Genomic DNA, 24928 nt, shown 5'->3' with positions numbered 1-24928 from the left:
GCTGCGGGCGATCCTTCGTCCGGCCCCGCAAAGGAGCGCTTCCCATGACCCAGGGCGTCACTCTCGGCGTCGACTTCGGCACCACCAACACCGTGGTGGCGTTCGCCGCGCCAGGCGAGCCGGCGCGCCTGGTCCGCTTCCCGGCCCCCGAGCGTGAGGTCTTCGCCTTCCGCTCGGCGCTCAGCTTCCACGCCCCGCCCGAGACGCCGTCCGAGCGCACGATCGAGGCCGGTCCCTGGGCGATCGACGCCTATGTGGAAGATCCGCTGGAGACGCGGTTCATCCAGTCGTTCAAGACCTTCGCGGCCTCCGAATCCTTCACCGAGACCCAGATCCTCGGCCGCCGCTACCTGTTCGAGGACTTGCTCTCCACCTTCCTCATCAAGCTGCGCGACCATGGCGGGTCGGCCATGGCCGACCTGCCGAAGCGGGTGATCGTCGGCCGGCCGGTGAACTTCGCCGGCGCCTCGCCCAACCCCGACCTGGCCATGCGCCGCTACGAGACCGCCTTCGAGCGCCTCGGCTTCACCGACATCCTCTACGCCTACGAGCCGGTGGGGGCGGCCTTCTTCTTCGCCCGCGAGCTCGACCACGACGCCACGGTCTTGGTGGGCGACTTCGGCGGCGGCACCAGCGACTTCTCGATCATCCGCTTCCATCGCCAGGACGGCGAGATCCAGGCGGTCCCGCTCGGCCGCTCCGGCGTCGGCGTGGCCGGCGACGCCTTCGACTACCGGATCATCGACCACCTGGTCTCGCCCGAGCTCGGCAAGGGCTCCAGCTACAAGACCTTCGGCAAGATCCTGCCGGTGCCCAACCGCTACTATTCGGCCTTCGCCCGCTGGGACCAGCTCGCCCTGATGCGCGCCAGCCGCGACATGCGCGAAATCCGCGCCCTGGTGCGCGAGGCCGTGGAGAAGGAGAAGCTGGAGCGGCTGGTCGAGGTGCTGGACGACAACCTCGGCTACCAGCTCTACAAGGCGGTCTCGACCCTGAAGGAGTCGCTCTCCAGCCGCGAAGGCGATCTCTTCCGCTTCGCCGCCGGCTCCATCGACATCGCCCGGCCGGTGGCCCGCGCCGAGTTCGAAGGCTGGATCGCCCCGGAGCTTTCCCTCATCGAGACCGCCGTCGACGAGGCCCTGGCCGATGCGGGCCTCAAGCCCGAGGGGATCGACCGGGTCTTCCTCACCGGCGGCTCCTCGCTGGTGCCGGCGGTGCGGGCCATCTTCCACCGCCGCTTCCCCGCCGAGCGGATCGCCGCCGGCAGCGAACTGGAATCCATCGCCTCGGGCCTGGCCCTGATGGGCTGGGAACGCGACCTCTCCCACTGGACCATGCGGGCGTAGGGGCGCCGGTCGGGCCGCCATGTCGGCGCGATGCTCCCCCTTTGGGGGAGCTGTCCCAAAGGGACTGAGGGGGACTTTGACTCCTCGATCAGAACGGGTCCCGCTGGGCGGGGATCGCGCCTAGCCCGGGTGCTCCCTGGCTCTCAGTCCCCCTCAGCCGGCTTCGCCGTCAGCTCCCCCAGAGGGGGAGCATCCGTGGCGGCGTCAGTCCGCCTTCTTCAAGGTCGGGCTGTCCAGGTCGAGCTGGTCGGCGGGGATGACCTCCAGGTCGGGGGCCTCCGTCTTCAGCCCGTCCACGAACGCCTTGGAGTCGCCGACGACGATGGCGCTGGCCTTGGCCGGATCCATCGTCGTCTTGGCGAAGGCCTGGACCTGGCCGGCCGAGACCGCCTCGACCTTGGCGGTGTAGCGGCCCACCTCGTCGAGCGGGATGTCGTAGAGCGCCAGGTTGCCGAGGATGCCGGCCAGCCCCCCGGAGGTGGCGAGCTGGCGGCCGAACCCGCCGATCAGCACCGACTTGCGCGCCTCCAGTTCGTCGGCGCCCGCCGGCGCGGCGGCCAGGCTGGTCATCTCCTGGCGGATCAGTTGCAGCACCTGGGGCGCCGACTCGTTCTTGGTCTGGGCGCTGGCCAGGAAGGCGCCGGTGGTGCGCCGGGTCGCCAGGCTGGAGCCCGCGCCGTAGCTCAGGCCGCGCTTGATGCGGATCTCCTCGTTCAGCCGGGCCGAATAGCCGCCGCCCAGCACCGTGTTGGCGACGATCCCGGGGTAGTAGTCGGGGGCGTTGCGGGCGATGCCCGGCGCCACCACCGTCACCGCCGCCTGGCCCGAGCCCGGCAGGTCGATCACCAGGTCGCGCGGCGCGGCCTTGGGCGTCACCGTCGGCTGGGCCGGCGCCGGCGTCTTCGGCGAGGCCCAGTCGCCGAAGGTCTTCTCGGCGATGGCGAAGCCCTCGTCGGGCGAGATGTCGCCGGTCAGCACCAGGATGGCGTTGTCCGGCCGGTAGTAGGCCGAGTGGATGGCCGCCAGGTCCTTGGGCGTCAGCTTCTCGATCGAGGCCGGCGTGCCGTCGGCGACGTGGCCGAAGGGGGTGCCGGCGAACACCACCGGCGCGGCGGCGAAGCCGGCCAGCGAGCCGGGCGACTTGTAGCTGACCGACAGGGAATCCAGCGCCAGTTGCCGCTGCCGCTCCAGCTCGTCCTCGGCGAAGGCCGGGTTGCGCGCCACGTCGCCCAGGATGGCCATGGCCGTGTCCAGCTTGTCGGGCATGACGTTGAGGCTCACCTGCGAGGACTCCAGCCCCGCGTCGGCGTCCAGCGAGGCGCCCAGGGCCTCGGTCTGTTTGGCGATCTCCTGGGCGCTGCGGGTGGTGGTGCCCTCGGTGAGCATGCCGGCGGTCATCGAGGCCGCGCCGGCCAGGCCCGAGGGGTCGGCCCAGGCGCCGGTCTTGATGGTCAGGTCCGCGGTCACCAGCGGCAGGTCCGACGAGCGGGCGACGATCACCCGCAGGCCGTTGGCCAGGGTCTTCTCGGCGGGCGTCGGCAGCACCGGATTGACCGGCGCGCCGATCGGCGGCGGGGCCTGGCGCTGGCCCTCGGGGGCGAGCGCCACCACCGGGCCGTCGTACTTGGTCGAGGCGATCTTCGGCGCGGGCGCCGCGGCCTTTTCCGCCTCGCCCTTGGGCCGGTCGCTCTCGGGCAGGTAGCGGATGGTCATCCGCTTGGCCGGGTCCAGATACTTGTCGGCCACCCGCTGCACGTCGGCGGCGGTCACCGCCTGCAATGCGGCGATCTCGGTGTTGGCGCGGGTCGGGTCGCCCTCGATGCGCAGGGCGTAGCCCAGGGCGAAGCCGCGGCCGTCGATGGTCTCGCGGTCGCGCAGGGCGCCGGCGACCAGTTCGTTCTTGGCTTCGTCAAGCTCGGCGGTGCTGGGCGGGGCGGCGCGCAGCTTCTCCACCTGGTCCAGGAGCGCCTTCTCGCCGGTCTCCACGGTCTGGCCGCCGGACATGATGGCGCCGACCATGAACATGCCCGGCTGCTGGGGCAGGTCGGCGTTGGAGAAGATCTGCGCGGCGATCTGCTGGTCGTAGACCAGGCTGTCGTAGAGCCGCGAGGACTTGCCGGCCGACAGGATGGCGTCCAGCACCTTCAGCGCCGGAGCGTCCGGATCGGCCGCGTCCGGGCCGAGCCAGGTGATCGCCACCGCCGGCAGCGGCACGTTGGGGCCGTAGCCGGTGAAGACGCCGGCGGCCTTGCGCGGCGGCTCCACGGCCGTGACCCGCTTGATCGGCGCGGCCGGATGCTTCAGCGGCCCGAAATACGTGTCGACCCAGGCGTCCAGCGTCTTCTGGTCGAAGTTGCCGACCACCACCAGGGCGGCGTTGTCCGGCCGGTAGTAGGCTTGGTGGAAGGCGCGCACGTCGTCGATCGTCGCCGCGTCCAGGTCGGCGATGCTGCCGATGCCGGGGCGCTTGTAGGGGTGGGCGGTGTAGGTCGCCTCGGGCAGCATCAGGGCGAACAGCCGCCCATACGGATTGGCCAGCACCCGCTGGCGCAGCTCCTCCTTCACCACGTCGCGCTCGGAGTTGAAGTTGGCCTCGTCGACCACCAGCGAGCCCATCCGCTCGGCTTCCACCCAGAGCAGGCGCTGCAGGTGATTGGCCGGCACCACTTCGTAGTAGTTGGTGAAGTCGTCGTAGGTGGAGGCGTTGTTGAAGCCGCCCACGTCCTCGGTGAAGCGGTCGATGCTCTCGGCCGGAAAGTCCCGGGTGGCCTTGAACATCATGTGCTCGAAGAGGTGGGCGAAGCCCGAGCGGCCGGCCGGATCGTCCTTCGAGCCGACGCCGTACCAGACCTGCACCGTCACGTTGGGCGTGGTCTTGTCGATCGACGACAGCACCACCAGCCCGTTGGGCAGGGTGCGCTCCTTGAACGGAATGGGCGGCACCTCCGCCGCGCGCGCCGCCGGCGCAAGAACGACAAGGGCCAGGGCGAGGCAGGCGGCGCGGGCGGCGTGGCGGAGCATGGGCGCTTAATTCCGGAAATTCGAACCGGCCCCACCCTTAGCACCGCCGCGCCCGCGGGGAAGCTTACCGGAATGTCATCTGCGCGGTCCGCGCGCTAGGCCTGGGCCGCCGCGGCGTCGCGCAGGCCGCTGACCAGGCCGTAGAAGCCGGCGTAGGTCGCGTCCCAGTGCGGCCGCGCCTTCATCCGCGCGATCCAGGCGACGACGTTGGGCCATGGCGAGAAGTCGAACGACGCCGCCTCGCCGAGCGTCACGAACGAGGCGCCCAGATAGTCGGCCAGCGTGATCTGGTCGCCGCAGACGAAGGGCCGGCCGCCCAGCATGTGCCGGTCCAGGATCTCCAGCCACTTCGGCGATCGGGTCTCGCCATAGGCGATCAGCCCCTGGGCGACGGCCGGATCAAGCCCGCGCGGCACGCCGAAGTTGGGGTAGATCGTCATCGTGCAGAAGTAGCTGTGGAAGTTGGTGGCGAACCAGTCGAGCGCCTCGTCCGCCTTGGCCCGCGCCGCCGGCTCGCGCGGATAGGCGGGCGATCCGATCTTGTCGGCCAGGTAGCGCAGGATCGCCGTCGACTCGCCCAGCCGCAGGTCGCAATCCACCAGGAACGGCACGATCCCGTTGGGATTGAGCGCCAGATAGGCCGCCGAGCGGTTGTCCTCGCTCATCAGGTCCACATGCACGATCTCCACCGGCAGGCGGTGCTCGGCCACGAACAGCAGCACCGGGCGCGAGGTGGTGGAAATCGGATCGCAGTAGAGTTTCATGGCCGGTCTCTTTAGGGGCGCGGCCTTGGGGCGGCGCGGCGCGAATGAAGTCGTCGCCGGCCCAACTATTCGCCCATCGTGTCTTGGCCAATCAGCTCTATTGCAGGCCGGCTCTGCACAACTGCAGAATGCGCGAATGTTCGACTGGAACGACCTGCGCGCCTTCCTCTCCGTCGCTCGCGGCGGCTCGACCCTGGCCGCCTCGCGCGCGCTGGGCGTGAACCAGACCACCGTCGCGCGCCGCGTCGAGGCCCTGGAGCAGGCCCTGGGCCTGAAGCTGTTCGAGCGGGGCCAGACCGGCAGCCGCCTCACCGAGGCCGGCCGCGACCTCGTCGGCGAGGCGGAAAAGGTGGAGGCCGCCGCCCAGGGGTTCGCCAGCCGGGCCTCGGCCCACGTGCGCGGCATGGCCGGCTCCATCCGCCTCACCGCCAACGAACTGATCGCCCAGCTCATGGTCACGCCGGCCCTGGCCGAGTTCCGCAAGCTCTATCCGGACGTGCAGCTCGAGCTGATCATCAGCGACCGGCTCCTGGACATCGAGGGCGGCGAGGCCGACGTGGCGATCCGCGGGGCCCTGGCGCTGAATGATTCCACGCTGCTCGCGCGCAAGGTCGCCGACTTCCACTTCGCCCTCTACTGCAGCCGCGACTACGCCGAGCGCCGTGGCGCGCCGACGCTGGAGACCCTGGCGACGCACGATCTGGTGGGCGGCGGCGCGGAGCTGGCCGGCCTGCCCGGCGTGCAGTGGATGTTCGCCCAGGCGCCGGGCGCCAAGCCGGCGGCCCTGTACAACACCATGTCAAACCTGGCGCAGGCGGTGCGCTCGGGCTTGGGGGTCGGGCCGATCGCCTGTCTGGTGGGCGACGCCGACCCGGACCTGATGCGCTGCTCGCCGCAGATTCCGGGCATTTCCGGCGCGGCCTGGATCGTCACCCGCCGCGAGCTGAAGGACACGCCGCGCGTGCGCGCCTTCATCGACTTCATCGTGCCCTACATCACCGCCACGGTGCGCGCGCTGGAGGCCAAGGGACAGGCGCTGCGCGAGGGCGCCGACGGCCCGGCGGCCGCCGGCCCCGGCGAGGTCAGCTCGCCAGTCTGACCAGCATCTTGCCGGTGTTGCGGCCCTCCATCAGGCCGATCATCGCCGCCGGGGCGTTGTCGATCCCCTCCAGGATCGTCTCCTGGTACTTGACCTTGCCGTCCTTCAGCCAGCCGGCCATGTCGCGCTGGAAGTCGCCGTAGAGGTGCATGAAGTCGGTCCCGACGAAGCCGCGCAGCATCACCCGCGAATAGATGATGTTCGACAGGTTGCGCACGGCGGACTGGCCGTCGTTGTAGCCGCTGATCATGCCGCAGACCGGAATGCGGCCCAGCGTGTTCATGCGGCGCAGGGCGGCCTCCAGGTGGGCGCCGCCGACGTTCTCGAAATAGACGTCCAGGCCCTTGGGCGTGGCCGCCTCCAGCGCCTCGCGGATTGGCGTCTCCTTGTAGTTGATCACCGCGTCCAGCCCGACCTCGTCCTTCAGCCAGGCGGCCTTGTCGGCCGAGCCGGTCGAGCCGACCACGTAGCAGTCCTTGATCTTGGCGATCTGGGCGGCGACCGAGCCCACCGCGCCCGCGGCGGTGGAGACGAACACCTGCTCGCCGTCCTTGAGCTGGCCGATGAACAGGATGCCGCCATAGGCGGTGAAGCCGGTCATGCCCAGGGCGTGCATGTGCACGGTCAGCGGCAGGTCCGGGTCGGGCGTGAGCCTGGTCAGGCCCTTCTCGCCGGAGACGAAGTACTCGCGAAAGCCCATGCGGCTGGTGACCAGGTCGCCGACCGCGAAGGCGTCGGTCTTCGACTGGACGACGCGGCCCAGGGCGCCGCCCATCATCGCCTCGTTCAGCGCCTGGCCGGCGGTCAGCCGCGGGCGCATGGCCGGGTCCACCGACATGTAGAGGTTCTGCACCAGCACCTGCCCGTCGGCGGCGTCGCCGACGGCGGTCTCGACCTCGGCGAAGTCTTCCGGCCTGGGCATGCCGTCGGGGCGGCGGACGAGGTGGATTTCGCGGCTGGAAGGCATGGCGTTTCGATCCCTTGAAATGAACAAATCTATGGTTTGCCTCGGCCGAACGGGCGGCCGGCCGGGCAATCTGGCGCAGAGCGCCGGCCAGCGCCAACCCGGACGCGGTGTTTCCCCTTGGCGGGGAATTCGCGCCACACGGGAACCCGGCGCGCCCGGCTCCGGTTATTCTCAAGCCTGCTCAACGACTTGCCTGTCGGACACGAGCGCGCGCCGACAGGTCGGCCCGGCGGACATCCCGCCTTCCCGCTTCGCCGGGCCGGCCTGCACCATTTCCGCCGCATTGCCGCCACCGGATCGAACCGCCGGCCCGCGCATTAATGATCGACGCGGCGGCTTGGCTGTCGCGGGAGAGCAAAGACACCATCTGGGGAAGTCATTCATGATCCGCCGACTTATCGCCGTCAGCCTCGCGGGCAGTCTCGCCCTGGGCGCGGCCGCCTGCACCACCGTCGATCCCAACACCGGCGTGGTCGTGCGCAGCAACACCAAGACCGGCGCTCTGGCCGGCGCGGCGGGCGGGGCGCTCCTGGGCTATCTGACCAACACCAACAGGGGCGAGCAGGGCCGCAAGAACGCCCTGATCGGCGCCGGCGTCGGCGCGCTGGCCGGGGCCGCCGTCGGCAACTACATGGACAGGCAGCAGGCCGAACTGCGCGCCCAGCTCGCCGGTTCGGGCGTGGACGTGGAGCGCCAGGGCGACAACATCGTCCTAAACATGCCCTCGGACGTGACCTTCGCGGTGGACCAGGCCGACATCCAGTCCAGGTTCTATCCCACCCTCGATAAGGTGGCCGAGACCCTGAACAACTATCCGCAGACCACGATCGACATCATCGGCCACGCCGACTCCACCGGCTCGGACGCCTACAACCAGGCGCTCTCCGAACGGCGGGCCTCTTCCGTGGCGAGCTATCTGGTCAGCCACGGCGTGCTGCGCGACCGCCTCTACGTGGCCGGTCGCGGCGAGAGCCAGCCGATCGCCTCCAACGACACGCCCGAGGGCCGGGCCCAGAACCGCCGGGTCGAGGTCGTGCTGCGTCCGCTGACAAGCTGACGCCCCGCTCGCCGCGAAGGCGCGTCGTGCTGGACGACGCCGCGTCACCTCGCCCAGACTGAACCCCGTTCAGGAACGGGGACGGGCATGTTCGAAGCGGCTTGGAGCGTGTTTGGCGGGGTGGCTGACCGCCTGGAGCAGGCCAGGGCCCTGCCGGGCGCGGCCTATGTCGATCCGGAGGTCTTCGCCGGCGAGGTCCGCCAGGTGATGCACGCCGGCTGGGCGCCGGTGGCCCGCGTCTCGGACCTGGCCAAGCCCGGAGACTACCGCTCGGTCGACCTGGCGGGCGCGCCGCTGGTGGCGGTGCACGACGCATCGGGAACCATCCAGGTGCTGTCGCGCGCCTGCCGTCACCGCGGCATGCCGGTGGTGGAGGGCTCGGGCAACGCCAAGGCCTTCACCTGCCCCTACCATCTTTGGCGCTACGGCCTGGACGGCCGGCTCGCCGCCGCCCCGGCCATGGACGGGTCCGAGGTGTTCGACCGCGCCGACTGCGCCCTGCCCAAGGTGGCCACGGAGCTGTGGGGCGGCTGGGTGTTCGCCAACGTCGACGGCCGCGCGCCGCCGCTGGCGCCCCGGCTGGCGCCGCTGGCCGAACGGCTCGCCGCCGTCGATCCGGCGTCGCTGGTGTCGGCCGGCTTCCTCGAGTTCGACTCGCCGTGGAACTGGAAGCTGATGGTGGAGAACTTCCTGGAGTCCTACCACCACATCGGCCCGCACGCTCAGACCCTGCAGCTCACCAATCCGGGGCTTGGCACCTATGAGAGCTTGGGAAGCGAGGCGTTCACCGTGCTGGAGAACCCGCCGGTGGACGACAGCCAGGCGCCGTTCAGCGTCGCCGCGGCCTTCCCGCTGACGCTGATGTCCTTCGTCGAGGACGGCTCGCGCACCGGGGTCTGGTACGAGATGGACCGCATCCGGGCCGACGGCTTCCTGCTGCGCATCCACCTGCTCGCGCCGCCGGACGTGGCCCGCGACGGCGCCTTCGCCGAGGGGATGAAGGGGCTGGTGAACGCCGTCCATCTGGAGGACATCGCGGCCTGCGCGGGCGCGCAGTCCGGCATGGCCAGCCCGCTTTACGAGCCCGGGCCGCTAAGCCGCCTGGAGGCGCCGCTCTGGCGCTTCCATCGCCACCTGCGCGCCTGCTTCGGAAACTAGGCGCGCCGGGCCGCCCTCAAGACGGGCCCTCAAGGCGGGCGTTGTTCTTCTCGTCCCCGCGGCCGCCGCCTGGAGCTGGGTCAGACGGCGTCTCGGCCGCGGTGACGAGAAGTCCTGAGCCCAGGGGGAAAGCGGGCTCAGGGGTCCGGTGAAATTCAGACGCTCTTGTCGACGTTGGCGCCGACGCCGGGCTGCAGCGGAGCCTTGGGCTTGGCGTCGTCGCCGTCGTGATCGTTGACCACGTCGGCGCCCTTGGGCTCCAGGGCCTCCTGCGTGGGGACCGCGGGCGGGGTGGAGCCGATCGGGGAAATGCTCATGGAACTGTCCTTTCGATGATGCTCGGCCGCGCGGGGAGCCTTCTGGCGCCGCGGGCCCTGGAGGATCAGGCCTTCAGCTTCTGCTTGGCCTTGGCGAGAAGGGCGGCGGCTTCGGCGCGGCGGCCGTGGTCGGCCACCTCGCGGCCGGGCCGGGCCGGGGCGGCCACGGCGCGCTCCAGCGCCTTCACCGCGCCGGCGTAGTCGCCCTGGCGCATCAGGAAGTCGCCGTAGAAGAAGTTGGGATCCATCCCGTTGGGGTTCACCGCCAGCGCCTTCTGCAGATAGGCGCGGGCCTTGGCCGGGTCGCCGAAGCCGATGGGGAAGCCCGGCACCTGGGCGTAGAGCGAGCCGAGCGAGGTGTAGACCGACCCGTCGCCCAGGGCGTTGGCGTCGATCTTTTCCGCCCGCTCCAGCAGCGCCCGCGCGTCCTTGGCCAGGCCCAGCGCGCCGAGCCCGCCCTTGGCTCCGGCCTCGGTGGAGAGCGCGATGGCCTCCCACACCAGCGGCTCGGCGCGGTTGGGATACCGCTTGGCCAGGGTCTCGGCCTCATGCGCCACCCGGTCGGCCTCGGCGGCGCGGGCCGAGCCGTCGGCGACCTGGAAGTTGGCGTGGGCCCAGCCGCGGGCCAGGCCGTCCACCTGGCTGTCGAAGGCCGGATCGGCGGCCAGGGCGGGCGCCGCGGCCAGGGCGAGGGCGGCGGCGGCGAAGGCGAAACGTCTCATGGGGAAATGACTCCGGATCAGCCGGCGAACAGCCGGGCGGCCTTGCGGTCGTTGGCGGCCAGCGCGCCGTCGACCAGGCCGGGGAACAGGGCGTTGACCCGCACGAACAGGGCCTCGGGAAAGCCGAAGTAGACGTCGCGCTTGCGCGCGCGGATGGCCCCGACGATGCGCTCGGCGATCTTCTCGGGCGCGTCCATGTTCATGTGGGTGAGCTTGGCGAACTCCATCACCGCCGGCGAGTTGAGCGCCGTGCGCACGGCCCGCGGGGCGACATAGGTCACGTCCACGCCCGTGCCGGACAGTTCCCGGCGCAGCGCCTGGCTGAAGCCGCGCAGGCCCGCCTTGGCGCTGGAGTAGGTGACGAAGTGGGCGAAGTTGATCGAGCCGAAGATCGAGCCGACGTTGACGATCTGGCCCGAGCCCCTGGCCTTCATCTTCGGCAGCACGGCCTGGCTCAGCCGCACCGGCGCGATCAGGTTGACCAGGTAGCTGGCCGTCAGGTGCTCGGGCGACTGGCGCTCGAACGGGCCGAAATGCTGGATGCCGGCCAGGTTGACCACCACGTCCCAGTCCCGCGCGGCCACGTCCGCGGCGGCGGCCTCGAGCCCCTCGGCCGAGCCCAGGTCGTGCTGCATGAAATGGCCGTAGGTGGTGGGCCGCGCGCGGTCGAGCACGGTCACGTGCGCCCCCTCGGCCACGAGCTGGTGGCCGATCAGCGAGCCCAGCCCGCCCGCGCCGCCGGTCAGCAGGATGCGCTTTCCGTCAAACGGCATGGGCGGCCTCCCGGCCCTGGGGCCGCTCGTGGGGAATGGCGCGGAAGACATCGGCGAACAGGCCGAACATCGCCTTGGCCATCTCGACGATGGCGTCCTGGTCGGCGGGATCGTCCACGCGGTCCATCAGCCGCTGGAAGAAGACCATGTGGTCCTGGTCGAGCGCGCCGTGGGAGGTCAGGTAGGTGAAGCTGGCCGGGCCCAGGCCCAGGCTCTTGGCCACCGCCTCGGCGCCCTGGGTCGCCAGGGCCACGCTCGTGCCCTCCAGCACCAGCACCATGCCGAAGAAGCCCATCGGATTGACGCGGTCGATGTAGTCGTAGGCGAACTCCACCATCCGCCGGGTGGCCTCGCGCGGCTGGCCGCTGCGCACGGCCTCGGCGTCGCCGCCGCTGTTGCGGATGTCGTTCAGGATCCACAGCTCGTGGCCGGTCTCCTCGGCGATGTACTCGTCCAGGGCGGCCTTGAACGGGGCGTGCGCCTCGTCCAGCCGCGCCTTGGCCGCCCGCAGGAGCGGCACGGTGTGTTTGACGTGGTGATAGGCCTCGGTGAGGTAGGCGACATAGGTCTCGCGCGAGATGGCGCCGGCCAGGCCGTCCTGGATCTGGGGCGTCGCGGCCAGGGCCATGCGGCCCTCGGCGGTCTCGGCGATCAGTCTCTGGAAGAAGCTCAAGGGACTCTCCGGAAATTCGGTCTTTAGGGGGTCAGTCTTCGGCGTCGACGAACTGGCGTTCGTTGGCGAGCAGGGCCGCGCGGCGGGGGCGGCCGTTGCCGGTGAGCTCGCCGGCGGCGGGGTCGAAGGGCTTGCGCAGGCGCCAGCGCTTGACCTGGGCGTAGTCGGGCAGGGCCTCGTTGGCGCGGGCGACGGCGGCGGCGACCGCCTCCTCGCCCACCTCGTGGTGCAGCGGCACGATCAGGGCGCGCAGGCCGGCCCTGGCCTCGCCGAACACCACGGCCTGGCGGATCTCCGGCTGGGCCAGGAGTTCGCTCTCCACCCATTCGGGGGCCACGTTGCGGCCATAGGCGGTGATGATCGTGTTGTCCGCCCGCCCGTCGATGTGCAGGAAGCCGTCCGCGTCGAGCCGGCCAAGGTCGCCGGTGCGCACCGGGCCGCGGTGGAGCTCGCCGCCCGCGTAGCCGAGGAAGCCCTCGGGCCCGACGACGATCTGGCCCTCGCCATCGATCTCGACCTGCAGGTGCGCCAGCGGCCGTCCGGCGGCGCCGACGCGGCGCGCGGCCGGCGTGTTGAGCGCCACCACCGAGGCGCATTCGGAAAGGCCGTAGCCTTCGCACACCGGCAGGCCCAGGGCGTCGGCCTGGGCCAGCAGGCGCGGCGAGACCTTGGCCCCGCCCACGGCGACCAGCTTCAGCCTGGGCAGGCGCGCCCCGGTGAAGCTCAGCACCATCAGGATGGCGCGCAGGAGCTCCGGCACCAGGATCAGGCTCTCGGCGCCCTCGCGCTCGATCACTGAGACCAGGCGCAGCACGCCCGGGGCGAAGGGATTGCCCAGGCCCAGCTCGTCGGCGCAAAGCACGTGGTAGCGCCCGCCGGCCAAGAGGGTGGCGTAGAGCCCGGCCACGTTCTCCAGGAGGATGGCGAGCGGCAGGATCGGCAGGTGGCGGCCGGCGTATTCGGAGCCGATGGCCTCCACCAGGCTCTGGGCGACGGCCTCCATCTGCGCCTGCGACAGGCACACGCCCTTGGGCTTGCCGGTGGAGCCGGAGGTGTAGGTGATCTTGGCGGTTCCGGCCGGCAGGACCGCGGGCGGCGCGTCGACCACCTCGACCGACAGGCGTCGGCCCGCCACCTCGATCGCCGCGCCCTCGGCCGGGCGGTCGGTGATCAGCAGGCCCGCCCCGGCGTCGGCCATGGCGTGGGCGCTCTGGGCGGCGGTGAAGAAGCCCGGCAGCGGCAGGCTCGGCCAGCCCAGGCGGATCAGCGCCAGGTCCAGCACCACCCAGGCCGGGCCGTTCCCCATGGCCACCGCCACGGGGGCGCCCGGCCGCGTCAGGGGCGCGAGCCGGACCAGGGCGCGGGCGGCGGCCTCCACCTCGGTCTGGAGCTCGCCATAGGTGAGGGCGCTCTCCAGGTCGGACAGGGCGATGGCGCTCGGCTGCTGGAAGGCGTGGCGGGCGACGGCGTGAAGCACCTGGCTCATTGCACGCCTCCCGCGAAGGCGCGGCCCTCGGCGCGGCGGCGCAGCAGCGCCAGGGTCGCCGCGCCGTCGAGGCCGCCGAGCGCGGGCGCGATGGCGCCGGCCAGCACCTGGGGATCGCGCCGGTAGTAGCCGCCCCACTCGCGGGCCGCCTCGCCCAGGCGGCCGGGGTCGGCGGGGCCGACCAGCTCGGCGGCGAGGCCGAAGCGGCGGAAGGTGCGGCGGAGCTGGCGGGTGGCCGTGGCGACCGCGTGGGTGCAGCCGCTCGCGTCGAGATGGCCGGCCAGGGCGCGGAACAGGGCCAGCGAGGCGCCGGGACAGGCCGAGGCCAGGCCGCCGATCTCGGCGATCGCCTCGCGGCGGGCGCCCAGGCCGACGCGGCCGACGGCGGCCTCCACCGGCTCGTCCAGATATTGCTCCAGGAACAGCGGCCCGTGCGCGGCGAGGCGGAAGCCGGCGGCGGCCAGCAGCCGGCCGGCCTGGTCGCGCAGGCTCATCAGGAACGGGTAGTGGCTCCGGGCGCGCCCGTCGAAGGCGTGGGCGTAGACGTCTTCGACGAACGCCTCGACCTCGGGCCGGCCGGGGTCCGACAGGGGATGCAGGGCGATCGCCGAGGCCGGTGCGGGCGGGGCCTCGCCCGGGGTCCTCATGACATGCAGCACAACTCACCTCCGACTTTCGAGCCCGGCCTTCGCCGTCTCGACGCCCCCTCGATGAGCCATGACGACGCCATGCGCCGACCGCCTCAACGCCGTGCGGGATTGCGCTTGGAGAGGACTTCGGGATGATCGGCGCCCACGCCGGCCGTCGGGCCGATGAGTCGAGGTCGCGTCTTGGACGAAGGTGACGCCCACCCCCTGCTGGCCGCCTATCTGGAGCGCCGCGCCGATCTGGTGCGGTACTTCAAGGTGCGCCTGCGCTCGGAGGCGGCGGCCGAGGACCTGGTGCAGGACATCTATCTGAAGATCGCCGAGCCGCCGGATCGGCCGGTGGAGAATCCCGCCGCCTACCTCTACCGCCTGGGCTCCAACCTCATGCTGGACAAGCTCAAGCAGCAGCGCCGCGCCACCCGCCGCGACGGCGCCTGGCGCGAGGCGACCACCAGTTCGGCGGGTCAGGAGGACGTGGCCGACGAGCCGGCGGCGGACGAGGCGCTGGCCGCGCGCCAGCGCCTGGAGAAGGTGGTCGAGGTGGTGCGCGATCTGCCCGAACCGGTGCGCGAGGCCTTTCGGCTGCACAAGATCGAGGGCCTCAGCCACGCCGAGACCGCCAAGGCCATGGGCGTGTCCCGCTCCAGCGTGGAGAAGTACATCATGACCAGCCTCAGGCGCATCGTGGAGAAGCTCGGCCGATGACGACGGCGCTCATCCACGCGGTTTTGAGGGACTTGGTCCTTTGTGGCGTCTTTACGGCGAGCACCCCCTGTCGGTTGCTCGGGAGATGTGAAGGTCGATGACCGACGCGCGCGCAAACGAACCGGCCGAAGCGGTCCGCCGAGAGGCGGCCGAATGGCTCGTGCGCGTTCAGTCCGACGCCGCCACCGCCGACGACTGGGCCGCCCTGACCGGCTGGCTGGAGGCCTCGCCCGATCACCTGGCCGCCTTCGAGGAGGCCGAGCTCGTCGCCGCCGAGCTGGACGACCAGCGAGAGGCCCTGGGCCAGGCGCTCGCCCCGCCGGACGCCAAGGTGGTGGCCCTGCGCCGCGGGCCCGCGCGGCCCCGCCGGGGCGGGGTCGTCGCCGCGCTCGCCGCCGCGGCCGCCGCCCTTGTGGTCGCGCCCATGGTCTGGCGCGCGGCGGAGGGCCAGACCCAGGTCTACCGCACCGCCCCGGGCGAGGTGCGCGACATCGCCCTGGCCGACGGTTCGCACATCCGGCTGAACGGCGCCTCGCAGATCAGCGTGCGCCTGGGCTGGCGCGCGCGCCATGTCGCCATGGGCCAGGCCGAGGCCAGCTTCGACGTAGCCAAGGACCCCGGCCGGCCCTTCCTGGTGGCGGTGGGCGACCAGCAGGTGCGGGTGGTCGGCACCCAGTTCAACATCAGCCATTACGACCGCCATATCGTCGTCACCGTGCGCCGGGGCGTGGTCGAGGTGCGCCAGAAGGACATGGGCGGCCAGCCGATCGCCCGCCTGACCCGCGGCCATGAGCTGCGCCACGTGGAGGGCGCCAAGACCTCCGCCGAGAGCACGACCGATCCGGCGATCGCCTTCGCCTGGACCGAGGGCCGGCTGATCTGCCAGGACGAGACCCTGGCCGACATCGCCGCGCGGCTGAGCCGGCGCTACGCCACGCCGATCCGCGTCACCGCGGCGGCGGCCGGCAAGCGCTTCTCCGGCGTGCTGGAGCTGGGCGACGGCGAGGACGCGGTGGCCCGCCGGCTGGGCCAATACCTGTCGGTGCCGGTGAATCGCACGCAGACGGAAATCATCCTAGGCTGAGCCCCGGACGAAGTTTCGAAGGGCGCCCGCCTTGCCGCATGACACTGTGCGCAGCTTGATGTGCGGCGTCGCCGTGGCCTGCGTCGCCCTGGCCGCCCAGCCGGCCCGCGCCGCCGAGGCGGTCTTCGACTTCCACATCGCGCGCAAGCCGCTGGCCATCGCCCTCGTGGATTTCGCCCTGCAGTCGGGGGTGTCGGTCAGCACCGGCCAGGCCAAGGGCTGCGCGGCCCTCGGCGGCCCGCTCGCCGGCCGCTACACCGTGCGCGCGGGCCTGGAGCGCCTGCTCGAGGGCACCGGCTGCGGCGCGCGCATGATCGACAGCAACGCCTGGGAGATCGTCCGCCTGCCCCCGGCCGCCCCCGCGCCGCCGCCCGCGCCGGAGCCGAAGCCCGCCCCGCCGCGCCAGATGTCCGAGCTGGTGGTCACCGCCACCCGCCGGCCCACGCGGGCCAACCGGCTGGCCTATCCCGTCAGCGCGCTGGGCCGCGACGCCCTGGGCCGCGAGGGGATCGCCGACGCCGGCGACCTGGCGCTGGCCACGCCCTCCATGGCCGTCACCAACCTCGGGCCAGGGCGCGACAAGATCATGCTGCGCGGCCTGTCCGACGGCCCGCTCACCGGCCGCACCCAGTCGATGGTGGGCATCTATCTGGACGAGGTGCGCGTCACCTACAACGCCCCCGATCCCGACCTGAGGCTGGTGGACATGGCCCAGGTGGAGGTGCTGCGCGGGCCGCAGGGGGCGCTCTACGGCGCCGGCTCCCTGGGCGGGGTGCTGCATCTGGTGACCGCCGAGCCGGATCCCTCGCGGCGGAGCGGCTGGATCTCCGTCGGCGGCGGCGCCACCCACGACGGCGCGGCCTCCAGCGACGCGGCCGGCATGGTCAACCTGCCTCTGCTCGGCGGGCGCGCGGCCCTGCGCGCGGTGATCTATCGCGACGTGCAGGGCGGCTATCTGGACGACGCCGCGCTCGGCCTGACCGACGTGAACCGCACCCGCCGCGAGGGCCTGCGCCTCGCCGCCCGGATGGAGCTCTCCGACCGCTGGACGCTCACCGCGCGCACCGCCAACCAGGCGATCAACTCCGACGACACCCAGTATACGCCCAGGGACGCCCCGGCCCTGACCCGCGCCAACGCCCTGCGCGAGCCGCACGACAACGACTTCATCGAGACCTCGTTCGACCTGAAGGGCGATCTGGACATCGGCCGGCTGGACGCCACCGTGGCCATGATCCGCCACAACCTGGCCAGCCGCTACGACGCCACCGCGGCCCCGCCCGTGCCCGCCCCGGCCGGCCCGCTCGCCTTCGACGAGACCGACGAGATCCACACGCTGGTCGCCGAGGCCACGCTCACCTCGCCCTCGACCGCCAGGATCCGCTGGCTCGCGGGCGGCTTCTTCTCCTCCACCCGCCAGAGCCTCGACCAGGACCTGATCGCCCCCGCCGATCCCGCCGTCGCCTACTTTTCCGAGACCCGCCGCGACCGGCTGACCGAGGCGGCCCTGTTCGGCGAGGCGACCGCGCCGGTCGCGCCGAAGGTCAGCCTCACCCTCGGCGGGCGGGTGTTCTATTCCCAGAACCACGTCACCAGCGACATCGCCGAGCCGGCGGCCGCCTGGACCTCGCGGTTCTCCGACCACCTGTCGCACGTCGGCTTCGCGCCCAAGCTGGTGGTGGCCTACACGCCCTCGCCCCGGACCCTGTTCTACGTGCAGGCCGCCGAGGGCTATCGCGCGGCCGGCTTCAACACCACCGCCACCATGAGCGAGAGCCTGGCCTCGGAATCGGGCGCCTCCGGCCCCTGGCGGCGCTACGGCGCCGACGAGCTCTGGAGCTTCGAGACCGGCGCCCGTCTCGAGCTGTTCGACGACCGGCTGGCCCTGCGCCTGGCCGCCTTCGAGGCGCGCTGGACCAACATCCAGAGCGATCAGCTCCTGGCCTCGGGCCTGCCCTACACGGCCAACCTCGGCGACGGGCGCAACCGCGGGCTCGAGGCCGAGGGCGCCTGGCGCGACGGGGCGCTGGAGCTGCGCGGCGAGTTCCTGGTCAATGCGCCGGAGCTGGAGAAGCCCGCCGCCGGCTTCTCCTCGACCACCGACCTCAGCCTGGCCGCCGTGCCGGAGATCTCCGGCGGCGCCTCGGCCCACTACGCCTGGGCCCTGCCGGGCGGCTTCGACCTGGCCGTCGACGGGCGGCTCGCCTACGTGGGCAAGTCCTGGCTCGCCTTCGACCCGCAGAACCCGGTGAAGATGGGCGACTACGCGACCACGCGCCTGGCCGCCACCCTGTCGGCCGCCCGCTGGCGCTTCACCCTGGCCGTGGACAACGCCGCCAACGCCCGCGGCGACACCTTCGCCTACGGCAACCCCTTCATCGTGCGCACCACGCCGCTCACCACGCCGCTGCGCCCGCGCACGGCCATGGCGACCTTGAGGGTGGATTTCTGAGAGAGCCGCTCCGCCCCACGGCGGAGGAATGGCGCACCCGACACGATTCGAACGTGTGACCTTTGCCTTCGGAGGGCAACGCTCTATCCAGCTGAGCTACGGGTGCGTCTTCAGCGGAGCGCGTATCTAGCCGAAAGCTCGGCCCGCCGCAAACGGCGTTGGCGCTCAGTCGGGCCTTTCCATCATGAGGGCCTTCATCGGCCCGCCGTCGTTGTGGAAAGCCAGCGCGGCGGCCCGCTCCTCGGCCGTGCAGCCGATCAGCAGCTTCAGCTCGGTGTCGCGCTTCAGAAGGTCGACCGTCGCCACCGCGCCGCAGACGCGCGGTTCGGCCAGCGAGCCGCGCCACACGTCCACGCCGCCCCCGTCGGCCGCTTGGGTTCCCTCCAGATAGCCGTAGTCCAAGGGATAGACGATGTTGGGGAAGCGCGGGTGGCGCGAGCCCCTCGGCCGGTCCAGCACCAGGCGCGCGCCCTCGGCCAGGCGGTCGAGGGCCTCCCAGAACGCCCGGTCCCGGCTCACGCCGCCGGCTCGGCGGCCCGGCCCGCGCCCATGGGCTTCATGCCGAGTTCGGCCAGGAGGGCGGCGTCGGAATCCTTGTCGGGGTTGGCGGTGGTGAGCAGCCGGCCGCCCACGAAGATCGAATTGGCGCCGGCCATGAAGCACAGCGCCTGCAGCTCACGGCTCATGTGCTCGCGCCCGGCGGCGATGCGCACCATCGCCTTGGGGCAGACGATGCGGGCGGCCGCGATCATCCGCACGAACTCCAGGGGATCGACCGCCTGGCTCATTCCCAGCGGCGTGCCCGGGATCGGCATCAGGTCGTTGATCGGCAGGCTGTCGGGGTGGGCCGGCAAGGTGGCGAGCGCCTGCAGGAGGCCCGCCCGGTCGCGCCGCGTCTCGCCCATGCCGACGATGCCGCCGCAGCAGGTGGAGATGCCCGCCTCGCGCACCGCCGCCAGGGTGTCCAGGCGATCCTGGTAGGTGCGGGTGGAGACCACCTTGTCGTAATACTCCGGCCCGGTGTCGAGGTTGTGATTGTAGTAGTCCAGCCCGGCGGCCTTCAGCGCCTGCGCCTGGTCGGGCGTCAGCATGCCTAGGGTCGCGCAGGTCTCCAGCCCCAGCGCCTTCACGCCGCTGATCATCTCGGCCACCTTGGGCAGGTCGCGGTCCTTCAGCTCGCGCCAGGCCGCGCCCATGCAGAAGCGCTGGGCGCCGCCGGCCTTGGCCTCGGCGGCGGCGGCGATCACCGGCTCGGCGTCCATCAGCTTGGAGGCGGAGGTGCCGGTCTTGAAGTGCTGGCTCTGGCTGCAATAGCCGCAGTCCTCCGGGCAACCCCCAGTCTTGACCGACAGGAGCTGCGAGAGTTGGAGTTCGGCCGGATCGAACCAGCGGCGATGCACTTGGGCGGCCTGGAACACGAGCTCGACGAACGGCAGGTCGAACAGGGCCTCCACCTCTTCGAGGGTCCAGTCGTGGCGCGGCTGGGCGGGGTCGACGGGGCGGACGTGAGCGTTCATGTAGGACTCCTGGGTACACTGGCGGCGGCTATCACGGTCGCGCCTGGTTGGGGAAGGCGCGGATGTCGGACGGCCGAGAGATCGAGCTGAAGTTCCTGTGCGAGCCGGCCGACGCCGCCGCGCTGCTGGCGGCCGCCCCGGCGGGCGAGGACGAGGTGCGCGACCTCGTCTCCACCTACTTCGACACACCTGACCAGACGTTACGCAAGGCGGGGGTCTCGCTGCGCATCCGTCAGGCCGGCGGCAAGCGGGTGCAGACGCTCAAGCGCGGCGAGGGCTTCTCGCGCGAGGAGCACGAGGAAGTGCTGAACGGGGCGAACCCCGGTCTGGACCTGGACGCCGTCGCGCCGCTGATGCCGGGCGACGTCCCCGACGACCTCGGCGCGGTGTTCGACGTGCGCGTCCAGCGCCGCCAGCGCCAGCTCAAGCTGGGCGGCGCCGAGATCGAGCTGGCGCTCGACCAGGGCGAGATCCAGGGCGGGGCGGCGGTCAAGCCGATCTGCGAGCTGGAGCTGGAGCTGAAGGCCGGCGATCCGCAGGCCCTGTTCGCGCTGGCCCGCGACCTCGGCAAGGCCGCGCCGCTCTATCGCTGCTTTGAGGGCAAGGCCGCCCAGGGCCGCGCCCTGGTGGACGGGGTGCTGCACGAGCCGCGGCGCAGCGACAAGGCGCGGCTGGGCAGGTCGGCGACCGTGGCCAAGGGCTTCCAGGCCATCGCCCGCAACGCCCTGGCCCAGATCGCCTCCAACGCGGTGATCCAGCGCGAGGCGCCTTCGCCGGGCGCGGTGCACCAGATCCGCGTGGGCGCCCGGCGGCTGAAGAGCGCCCTTTCGGTGTTCGAGCAGATCCTCGACGAGCCCGGCGCGTCGCATCTGCGCGGCGAGATCGAATGGCTGGGCGGCGCCTGCGCCGAGGCCCGCGCCCTGGACGTGCTGCTGGCCGAGACGATCGAGCCGGCGCTCGCCCACGGCCGCTGGAACGACGGCGCGTCGGCCCTGGCCGATCTGGCCGAAACCCTGGAGGCCGCCCGCAAGCGCGCCCACGCCAAGACCGCGGCCACCCTGGCCTCGGCCCGCTTCCGCGCCCTGGTGCTGGACGCCGAGGCCTGGGTGGAGACCGGCGTGTGGCTGTCCGACAAGGACGCCGCCGAACGCCGCGCCGCGCCCATCGGCCCCTTCGCCGCCCGCGCCCTGGACCGGCGCTTCAAGAAGCTCGCCAAGGCCGGCCGCGACATCGCCCGCCAGGACGACGAGGGCCGCCACCGCGCGCGCATCCAGGCCAAGAAGCTGCGCTACGCCGCCGAGGCCTTCGCGCCGCTGTTCGACGACAAGGCCGCCCAGCGGTTCATCAGGGGGATCAAGGCCCTGCAGGACGAGCTCGGCGCGCTGAACGACGAGGCCGGTCTGGCCGCCCTGTTCGCCGAGCTGCCGCTGGACGGGCCGGCCCTGTTCGCCGCGGGCCGGCTGGTGGGCGAGGCCGGCGGGCGCAAGCGCCGGCGCGTGCGCCGCGCGGCCCGGGCCCTGGACGCGGTGCTGGACGCCGAGCCGTTCTGGCGCGGCTGATCGCCGCAAATCACATAAAGAAATCTTTATGTGTTTCTTGCCCCGATGGCGCCCGCTCGCTATTAGAGCCTGACCGCGCCCGCGCGCGCCTCATCCTCAGGATTTCTCCATGCCCGACTATGTCGTGAAGGACATCTCGCTGGCCGATTTCGGCCGCAAGGAAATCGCCATCGCCGAGACCGAGATGCCGGGGCTGATGGCCGTGCGCGCCGAGTTCGGCAAGGACCAGCCGCTGAAGGGCGCGCGCATCGCCGGCTCCCTGCACATGACCATCCAGACCGCGGTGCTGATCCAGACCCTGGAAGCCCTGGGCGCGGACGTCCGCTGGGCCTCGTGCAACATCTTCTCCACCCAGGACCACGCCGCCGCGGCCATCGCCGCCAACGGCACGCCGGTGTTCGCCATCAAGGGCGAGACCCTGGAGGAGTACTGGGACTACGCCCACCGCATCTTCGAATGGGCCGACGGCGGCTATCCGAACCTGATCCTCGACGACGGCGGCGACGCGACGCTGCTCTGCGTGCTGGGGCCCAAGGCCGAGAAGGATCCCTCGATCCTCGACAAACCGTCCAACGACGAGGAAGAGGCGCTCTTCAAGGTGATGAAGCGCTATCTGAAGGAAAAGCCCGGCTTCTATTCGGCGATCCGCGCGGCCATCCAGGGCGTGTCCGAAGAAACCACCACGGGCGTGCACCGCCTCTACCAGCTCGCCGAGCGCGGCGAGCTGCCGTTCCCGGCCATCAACGTCAACGACAGCGTCACCAAGTCGAAGTTCGACAACCTCTACGGCTGCCGCGAGAGCCTGGTGGACGCCATCCGCCGCGGCACCGACGTGATGCTGGCCGGCAAGGTGGCCGTGGTCATGGGCTACGGCGACGTGGGCAAGGGCTCGGCCGCCTCGCTGCGCAACGGCGGCGCGCGGGTGATCGTCACCGAGGTCGACCCGATCTGCGCCCTGCAGGCGGCGATGGAAGGCTATGAGGTCCAGACCGTCGAGGACGTGGCCGAAAACGCCGACATCTTCGTCACCTGCACCGGCAACAAGGACGTGCTGACCGTCGAGCACATGCGGCGGATGAAGAACAACGCCATCGTCTGCAACATCGGCCACTTCGATTCCGAGATCCAGATCGCCGGCCTGCGCAACTTCAAGTGGGACAAGATCAAGGATCAGGTCCACCACGTGGAGTTCCCGGACGGCAAGAAGATCATCGTCCTGTCGGAAGGCCGGCTGGTGAACCTGGGCAACGCCACGGGCCACCCGAGCTTCGTGATGAGCGCCTCGTTCACCAACCAGACCCTGGCGCAGATCGAGCTGCACACCAACCGCGACAGCTACGAGACCAAGGTCTACACCCTGCCCAAGCACCTGGACGAGAAGGTCGCCATGCTCCACCTGGCCAAGCTGGGCGCGAAGCTGACCACGCTGTCCAAGGAACAGGCCGACTACATCGGCGTGCCCCAGCAAGGCCCCTTCAAGCCGGATCACTACCGCTACTGACGGCGCGGGTTCGGATTGGCGCCTAGCCAAGATGCTCCCCCTCTGGGGGAGCTGTCGCGGAAGCGACTGAGGGGGACCGCGACTCCGGGCTCTGCTAGAACCACGCCATGCCCTACGGCCTGATCCTCTCCAGCTACGTGGCCGCCTCCCGCATCGGCGGGAGCGCGCAGCAGTACGTGCTGGCCGCCGACGGGATCGAGCCGGTGCTGGTGCCCACCGTCCTCCTCGGGCGCAGCCCCGCGCGGCCGCCGCCGGGGGGCGGGCCGACGCCGATCGAGCTCTTCGAGGGCATGCTGCAGGGCGTGATCGCCGACGGCGTGCTGGCGCGGGCCGACCTGATCCTCACCGGCCACTTCTCCCTGCCCGAACAGGTGGAGGCCGCCGCCCGCGCGATCGAACAGGCCAAGGCCGAGCGTCCCGGCGTGATCGTGGTGGTCGATCCCATCCTCGGCGACGAGCCCAAGGGCCTCTACGTGAAAGAGGCGGTGGCCGTGGCCGTGGCCGAACGGCTGGTGCCGCTCGCCGACTGGATCACCCCCAACGCCTGGGAGCTCGACTTCCTGTCCGGCCGTCCGGCGGGCGACGCGGCCGCGGCGGTGGAGGCGGCCGCGCGGCTGGGCAAGCCAGCGCTCGTCACCTCGATCCCCGCCGGCGAGGGCCGCATCGGCATGGTGCTGACCGCGCCGGAGGGCTCCAGCCTGATCAGCCACGCCCGCGCTCCGGTCGCGCCCAACGGCACCGGCGACGTCGTCACCGCCTCGTTCGGGGCCGGCCTGGCCAGGGGGCGCACGCCGCTGGCCTCCGCCGAGCGGGCGGCGCGGGCGGTGGCCGAGGCCGTCGCCTGCTGCGGCCCGGACGCCCGCGACCTGCCGCTCATCGGCCTTGGCGCGCGCATCGCCGAGCCCAAGGCCGAGATCGCCGTCGAGACCCTGGCGTGAGGGGCCGGTGAGCGGGTTGGAGATCCACGGCCACGCCCCGCCGCGCTTCGCCGCCGTGAAGGACGCCTTCGCCGCCAACTTCGCCGAGGGGCTGGAGGTCGGGGCGCGTTTCACCCTGGTCGAGGCCGGCGAGACCGTGCTGGACATCTGGGCCGGCCACGCCGAACGCGCCCGCAAGCGCCCGTTCGCCCAGGACACGCTGACCCCGATCTTCTCCTCCACCAAGGCGGTGGCCGCCCTGATGGTGGCGCGGCTGGTGGACCAGGGCCGCCTCGACTACGGCTGGCGCGTCGCCGAGGTCTGGCCGGACTTCGCCCAGGCGGGCAAGGACCAGGTCACCATCGAACAGGCGCTGTCGCACCAGGCGGGCCTCTCCGGCATCCCCGATCCCATGGAGCCCAGCCTCTGGTTCGACTGGGACGCGGTCTGCGCGCGGATCGCGGCGACCGCGCCGATCTGGCCGCCGGGAACCGCCAGCGGCTACGGGCCCTCCACCTTCGGCTTCATCGCCGGCGAGATCTTCCGCCGCATCGACGGGCGCACCATCGGCCACGCCCTGCGCGAGGACATCTGCGAGCCCTTCGGCCTGGACCTGTGGATCGGCCTGCCCGATTCCGAGCACGGCCGCTGCGCCGACATGATCCGCCCGAACGGCCTGCCCAACTTCGGCGAGGTGAACCCCGCCACCAAGGCCGCGTTCCTGACGCCCTGGTCGGCGCCTGGCGGGCGCGGTCAGGGCGAGTGGCGCCGGGCCGAGTTCCCCTCCGCCAACGGCCACGCCACGGCCGCCGCGCTCGCCCGGCTGATGGGCGCCCTGGCCGACGACGGCTGGCTGGAGGGCGAGACGATCCTCTCCCCCGCCGTGATCGCCGAGGCCGCCCGCGAGCGCATCCGCGGCCAGGATCTGGTCCTGCCCTATGTGGTGGCCTGGGGCGCCGGCTTCATGAGGAACGACCCGGTGATGATCTGGGGGCCGGGAAGAGAGACCTTCGGCCACGCCGGCTGGGGCGGCTCCTGCCTCTTCGCAGACCCCGAGCGGCGGCTCGGCGGCGCCTATGTGATGAACCGTCAGTCCACGGATCTTATCGGCGACATCCGCTCGCGCCGGCTGATCGAGGCCGCCTACCAGGGGCTCTGAAGCC

General features: G+C 71.8%; 22 protein-coding genes and 1 tRNA gene. 11 read left to right on the top strand and 12 right to left on the bottom strand.

Annotation, left to right across the window (positions count from 1 at the left end; all coding sequences use genetic code 11):
- Positions 1 to 44: 44 nt before the first annotated feature.
- Complete coding sequence (locus tag ACE3TA_RS14565; protein WP_374574943.1) at positions 45 to 1346, top strand: Hsp70 family protein; 1302 nt, start codon at positions 45 to 47, stop codon at positions 1344 to 1346.
- Positions 1347 to 1550: 204 nt separating this feature from the next.
- On the opposite strand, the gene ACE3TA_RS14560 is transcribed toward ACE3TA_RS14565, so the two are convergent.
- Positions 1551 to 4367, bottom strand: coding sequence for a M16 family metallopeptidase (locus tag ACE3TA_RS14560; RefSeq protein WP_374574941.1), 2817 nt, complete (start codon positions 4365 to 4367; stop codon positions 1551 to 1553).
- A gap of 95 nt (positions 4368 to 4462) precedes the next feature.
- A complete protein-coding gene (locus ACE3TA_RS14555; protein WP_374574939.1) occupies positions 4463 to 5131 on the bottom strand; it encodes a glutathione S-transferase family protein in 669 nt (222 codons plus the stop codon).
- Between the two features lie 136 nt (positions 5132 to 5267).
- Here ACE3TA_RS14555 and ACE3TA_RS14550 point away from each other — a divergent pair, with 136 nt between their 5' ends.
- Positions 5268 to 6230: a LysR family transcriptional regulator gene (locus ACE3TA_RS14550; protein WP_374574937.1), complete on the top strand. Its 963-nt coding sequence runs from the start codon at positions 5268 to 5270 to the stop codon at positions 6228 to 6230.
- Here ACE3TA_RS14550 and ACE3TA_RS14545 read toward each other — a convergent pair.
- Positions 6214 to 7197, bottom strand: a complete 984-nt coding sequence (locus ACE3TA_RS14545; protein ID WP_374574935.1) for an NADP-dependent oxidoreductase — start codon at positions 7195 to 7197, stop codon at positions 6214 to 6216. The two genes, ACE3TA_RS14550 and ACE3TA_RS14545, sit on opposite strands and share 17 nt — an antisense overlap.
- Before the next feature lie 382 nt (positions 7198 to 7579).
- Here ACE3TA_RS14545 and ACE3TA_RS14540 point away from each other — a divergent pair, with 382 nt between their 5' ends.
- Both ACE3TA_RS14540 and ACE3TA_RS14535 read left to right on the top strand, forming a co-directional pair.
- Positions 7580 to 8254 carry an OmpA family protein gene (locus ACE3TA_RS14540; protein ID WP_374574933.1) on the top strand — a complete coding sequence of 225 codons (675 nt, stop codon included), beginning with the start codon at positions 7580 to 7582 and terminating at the stop codon, positions 8252 to 8254.
- Positions 8255 to 8341: 87 nt separating this feature from the next.
- Positions 8342 to 9412: an aromatic ring-hydroxylating dioxygenase subunit alpha gene (locus tag ACE3TA_RS14535; protein WP_374574931.1), complete on the top strand. Its 1071-nt coding sequence runs from the start codon at positions 8342 to 8344 to the stop codon at positions 9410 to 9412.
- A gap of 155 nt (positions 9413 to 9567) precedes the next feature.
- On the opposite strand, the gene ACE3TA_RS14530 is transcribed toward ACE3TA_RS14535, so the two are convergent.
- From ACE3TA_RS14530 to ACE3TA_RS14505, 6 genes are all read right to left on the bottom strand, one after another.
- Positions 9568 to 9729 (bottom strand): hypothetical protein, encoded by a 162-nt coding sequence (locus ACE3TA_RS14530; RefSeq protein WP_374574927.1) that lies wholly within the window; start codon positions 9727 to 9729, stop codon positions 9568 to 9570.
- A 65-nt stretch (positions 9730 to 9794) separates the two neighbouring features.
- Positions 9795 to 10451 carry a tetratricopeptide repeat protein gene (locus tag ACE3TA_RS14525; protein WP_374574925.1) on the bottom strand — a complete coding sequence of 219 codons (657 nt, stop codon included), beginning with the start codon at positions 10449 to 10451 and terminating at the stop codon, positions 9795 to 9797.
- 17 nt (positions 10452 to 10468) lie between these two features.
- Positions 10469 to 11224, bottom strand: a complete 756-nt coding sequence (locus tag ACE3TA_RS14520; protein ID WP_374574924.1) for an SDR family NAD(P)-dependent oxidoreductase — start codon at positions 11222 to 11224, stop codon at positions 10469 to 10471.
- Positions 11214 to 11897: a TenA family transcriptional regulator gene (locus ACE3TA_RS14515; RefSeq protein ID WP_374574922.1), complete on the bottom strand. Its 684-nt coding sequence runs from the start codon at positions 11895 to 11897 to the stop codon at positions 11214 to 11216. The genes ACE3TA_RS14520 and ACE3TA_RS14515 overlap by 11 nt, the downstream gene beginning before the upstream one ends.
- A 31-nt stretch (positions 11898 to 11928) precedes the next feature.
- A complete protein-coding gene (locus ACE3TA_RS14510; protein WP_374574920.1) occupies positions 11929 to 13383 on the bottom strand; it encodes an AMP-binding protein in 1455 nt (484 codons plus the stop codon).
- Positions 13380 to 14042, bottom strand: coding sequence for a thermostable hemolysin (locus ACE3TA_RS14505; protein WP_374574918.1), 663 nt, complete (start codon positions 14040 to 14042; stop codon positions 13380 to 13382). Before ACE3TA_RS14505 ends, ACE3TA_RS14510 begins: the two co-directional genes overlap by 4 nt.
- A 171-nt stretch (positions 14043 to 14213) precedes the next feature.
- On the opposite strand from ACE3TA_RS14505, the gene ACE3TA_RS14500 reads away from it, so the two are divergent.
- The 3 genes from ACE3TA_RS14500 to ACE3TA_RS14490 all read left to right on the top strand — a co-directional run bounded on the left by ACE3TA_RS14500 (position 14214) and on the right by ACE3TA_RS14490 (position 18271).
- On the top strand, positions 14214 to 14735 hold the full coding sequence (locus ACE3TA_RS14500) for an RNA polymerase sigma factor (RefSeq protein ID WP_374574916.1): 522 nt from the start codon (positions 14214 to 14216) through the stop codon (positions 14733 to 14735).
- A 97-nt stretch (positions 14736 to 14832) separates the two neighbouring features.
- Positions 14833 to 15819, top strand: a complete 987-nt coding sequence (locus ACE3TA_RS14495) for a FecR domain-containing protein (RefSeq protein ID WP_374574914.1) — start codon at positions 14833 to 14835, stop codon at positions 15817 to 15819.
- Between the two features lie 31 nt (positions 15820 to 15850).
- Positions 15851 to 18271, top strand: coding sequence for a TonB-dependent receptor (locus ACE3TA_RS14490; protein WP_374574912.1), 2421 nt, complete (start codon positions 15851 to 15853; stop codon positions 18269 to 18271).
- A gap of 29 nt (positions 18272 to 18300) precedes the next feature.
- Here the strand turns inward: ACE3TA_RS14490 and ACE3TA_RS14485 are convergent.
- The 3 genes from ACE3TA_RS14485 to bioB form a co-directional block, all read right to left on the bottom strand.
- Positions 18301 to 18377, bottom strand: a tRNA-Arg gene (locus tag ACE3TA_RS14485).
- Positions 18378 to 18436: 59 nt separating this feature from the next.
- A complete protein-coding gene (locus tag ACE3TA_RS14480; protein WP_374574910.1) occupies positions 18437 to 18790 on the bottom strand; it encodes an Inorganic pyrophosphatase in 354 nt (117 codons plus the stop codon).
- Entirely contained in the window at positions 18787 to 19788 is a 1002-nt protein-coding gene (bioB, locus tag ACE3TA_RS14475) for a biotin synthase BioB (RefSeq protein ID WP_374574908.1), read from the bottom strand. Before bioB ends, ACE3TA_RS14480 begins: the two co-directional genes overlap by 4 nt.
- A gap of 62 nt (positions 19789 to 19850) precedes the next feature.
- On the opposite strand from bioB, the gene ACE3TA_RS14470 reads away from it, so the two are divergent.
- The 4 genes from ACE3TA_RS14470 to ACE3TA_RS14455 all read left to right on the top strand — a co-directional run bounded on the left by ACE3TA_RS14470 (position 19851) and on the right by ACE3TA_RS14455 (position 24924).
- Positions 19851 to 21347, top strand: coding sequence for a CHAD domain-containing protein (locus tag ACE3TA_RS14470; protein ID WP_374574906.1), 1497 nt, complete (start codon positions 19851 to 19853; stop codon positions 21345 to 21347).
- A 109-nt stretch (positions 21348 to 21456) separates the two neighbouring features.
- Positions 21457 to 22848 carry an adenosylhomocysteinase gene (gene ahcY, locus ACE3TA_RS14465; protein ID WP_374574904.1) on the top strand — a complete coding sequence of 464 codons (1392 nt, stop codon included), beginning with the start codon at positions 21457 to 21459 and terminating at the stop codon, positions 22846 to 22848.
- Between the two features lie 107 nt (positions 22849 to 22955).
- Positions 22956 to 23786, top strand: coding sequence for a PfkB family carbohydrate kinase (locus ACE3TA_RS14460; protein ID WP_374574902.1), 831 nt, complete (start codon positions 22956 to 22958; stop codon positions 23784 to 23786).
- Positions 23787 to 23793: 7 nt separating this feature from the next.
- On the top strand, positions 23794 to 24924 hold the full coding sequence (locus tag ACE3TA_RS14455) for a serine hydrolase domain-containing protein (RefSeq protein ID WP_374574900.1): 1131 nt from the start codon (positions 23794 to 23796) through the stop codon (positions 24922 to 24924).
- Positions 24925 to 24928: the final 4 nt, after the last annotated feature.

This window comes from Phenylobacterium sp., assembly GCF_041916435.1.
GTDB lineage: Bacteria > Pseudomonadota > Alphaproteobacteria > Caulobacterales > Caulobacteraceae > Phenylobacterium.
Note: the sequence above shows the minus strand (reverse complement) of the source record. Positions and strands in the feature narration are given on the sequence as shown.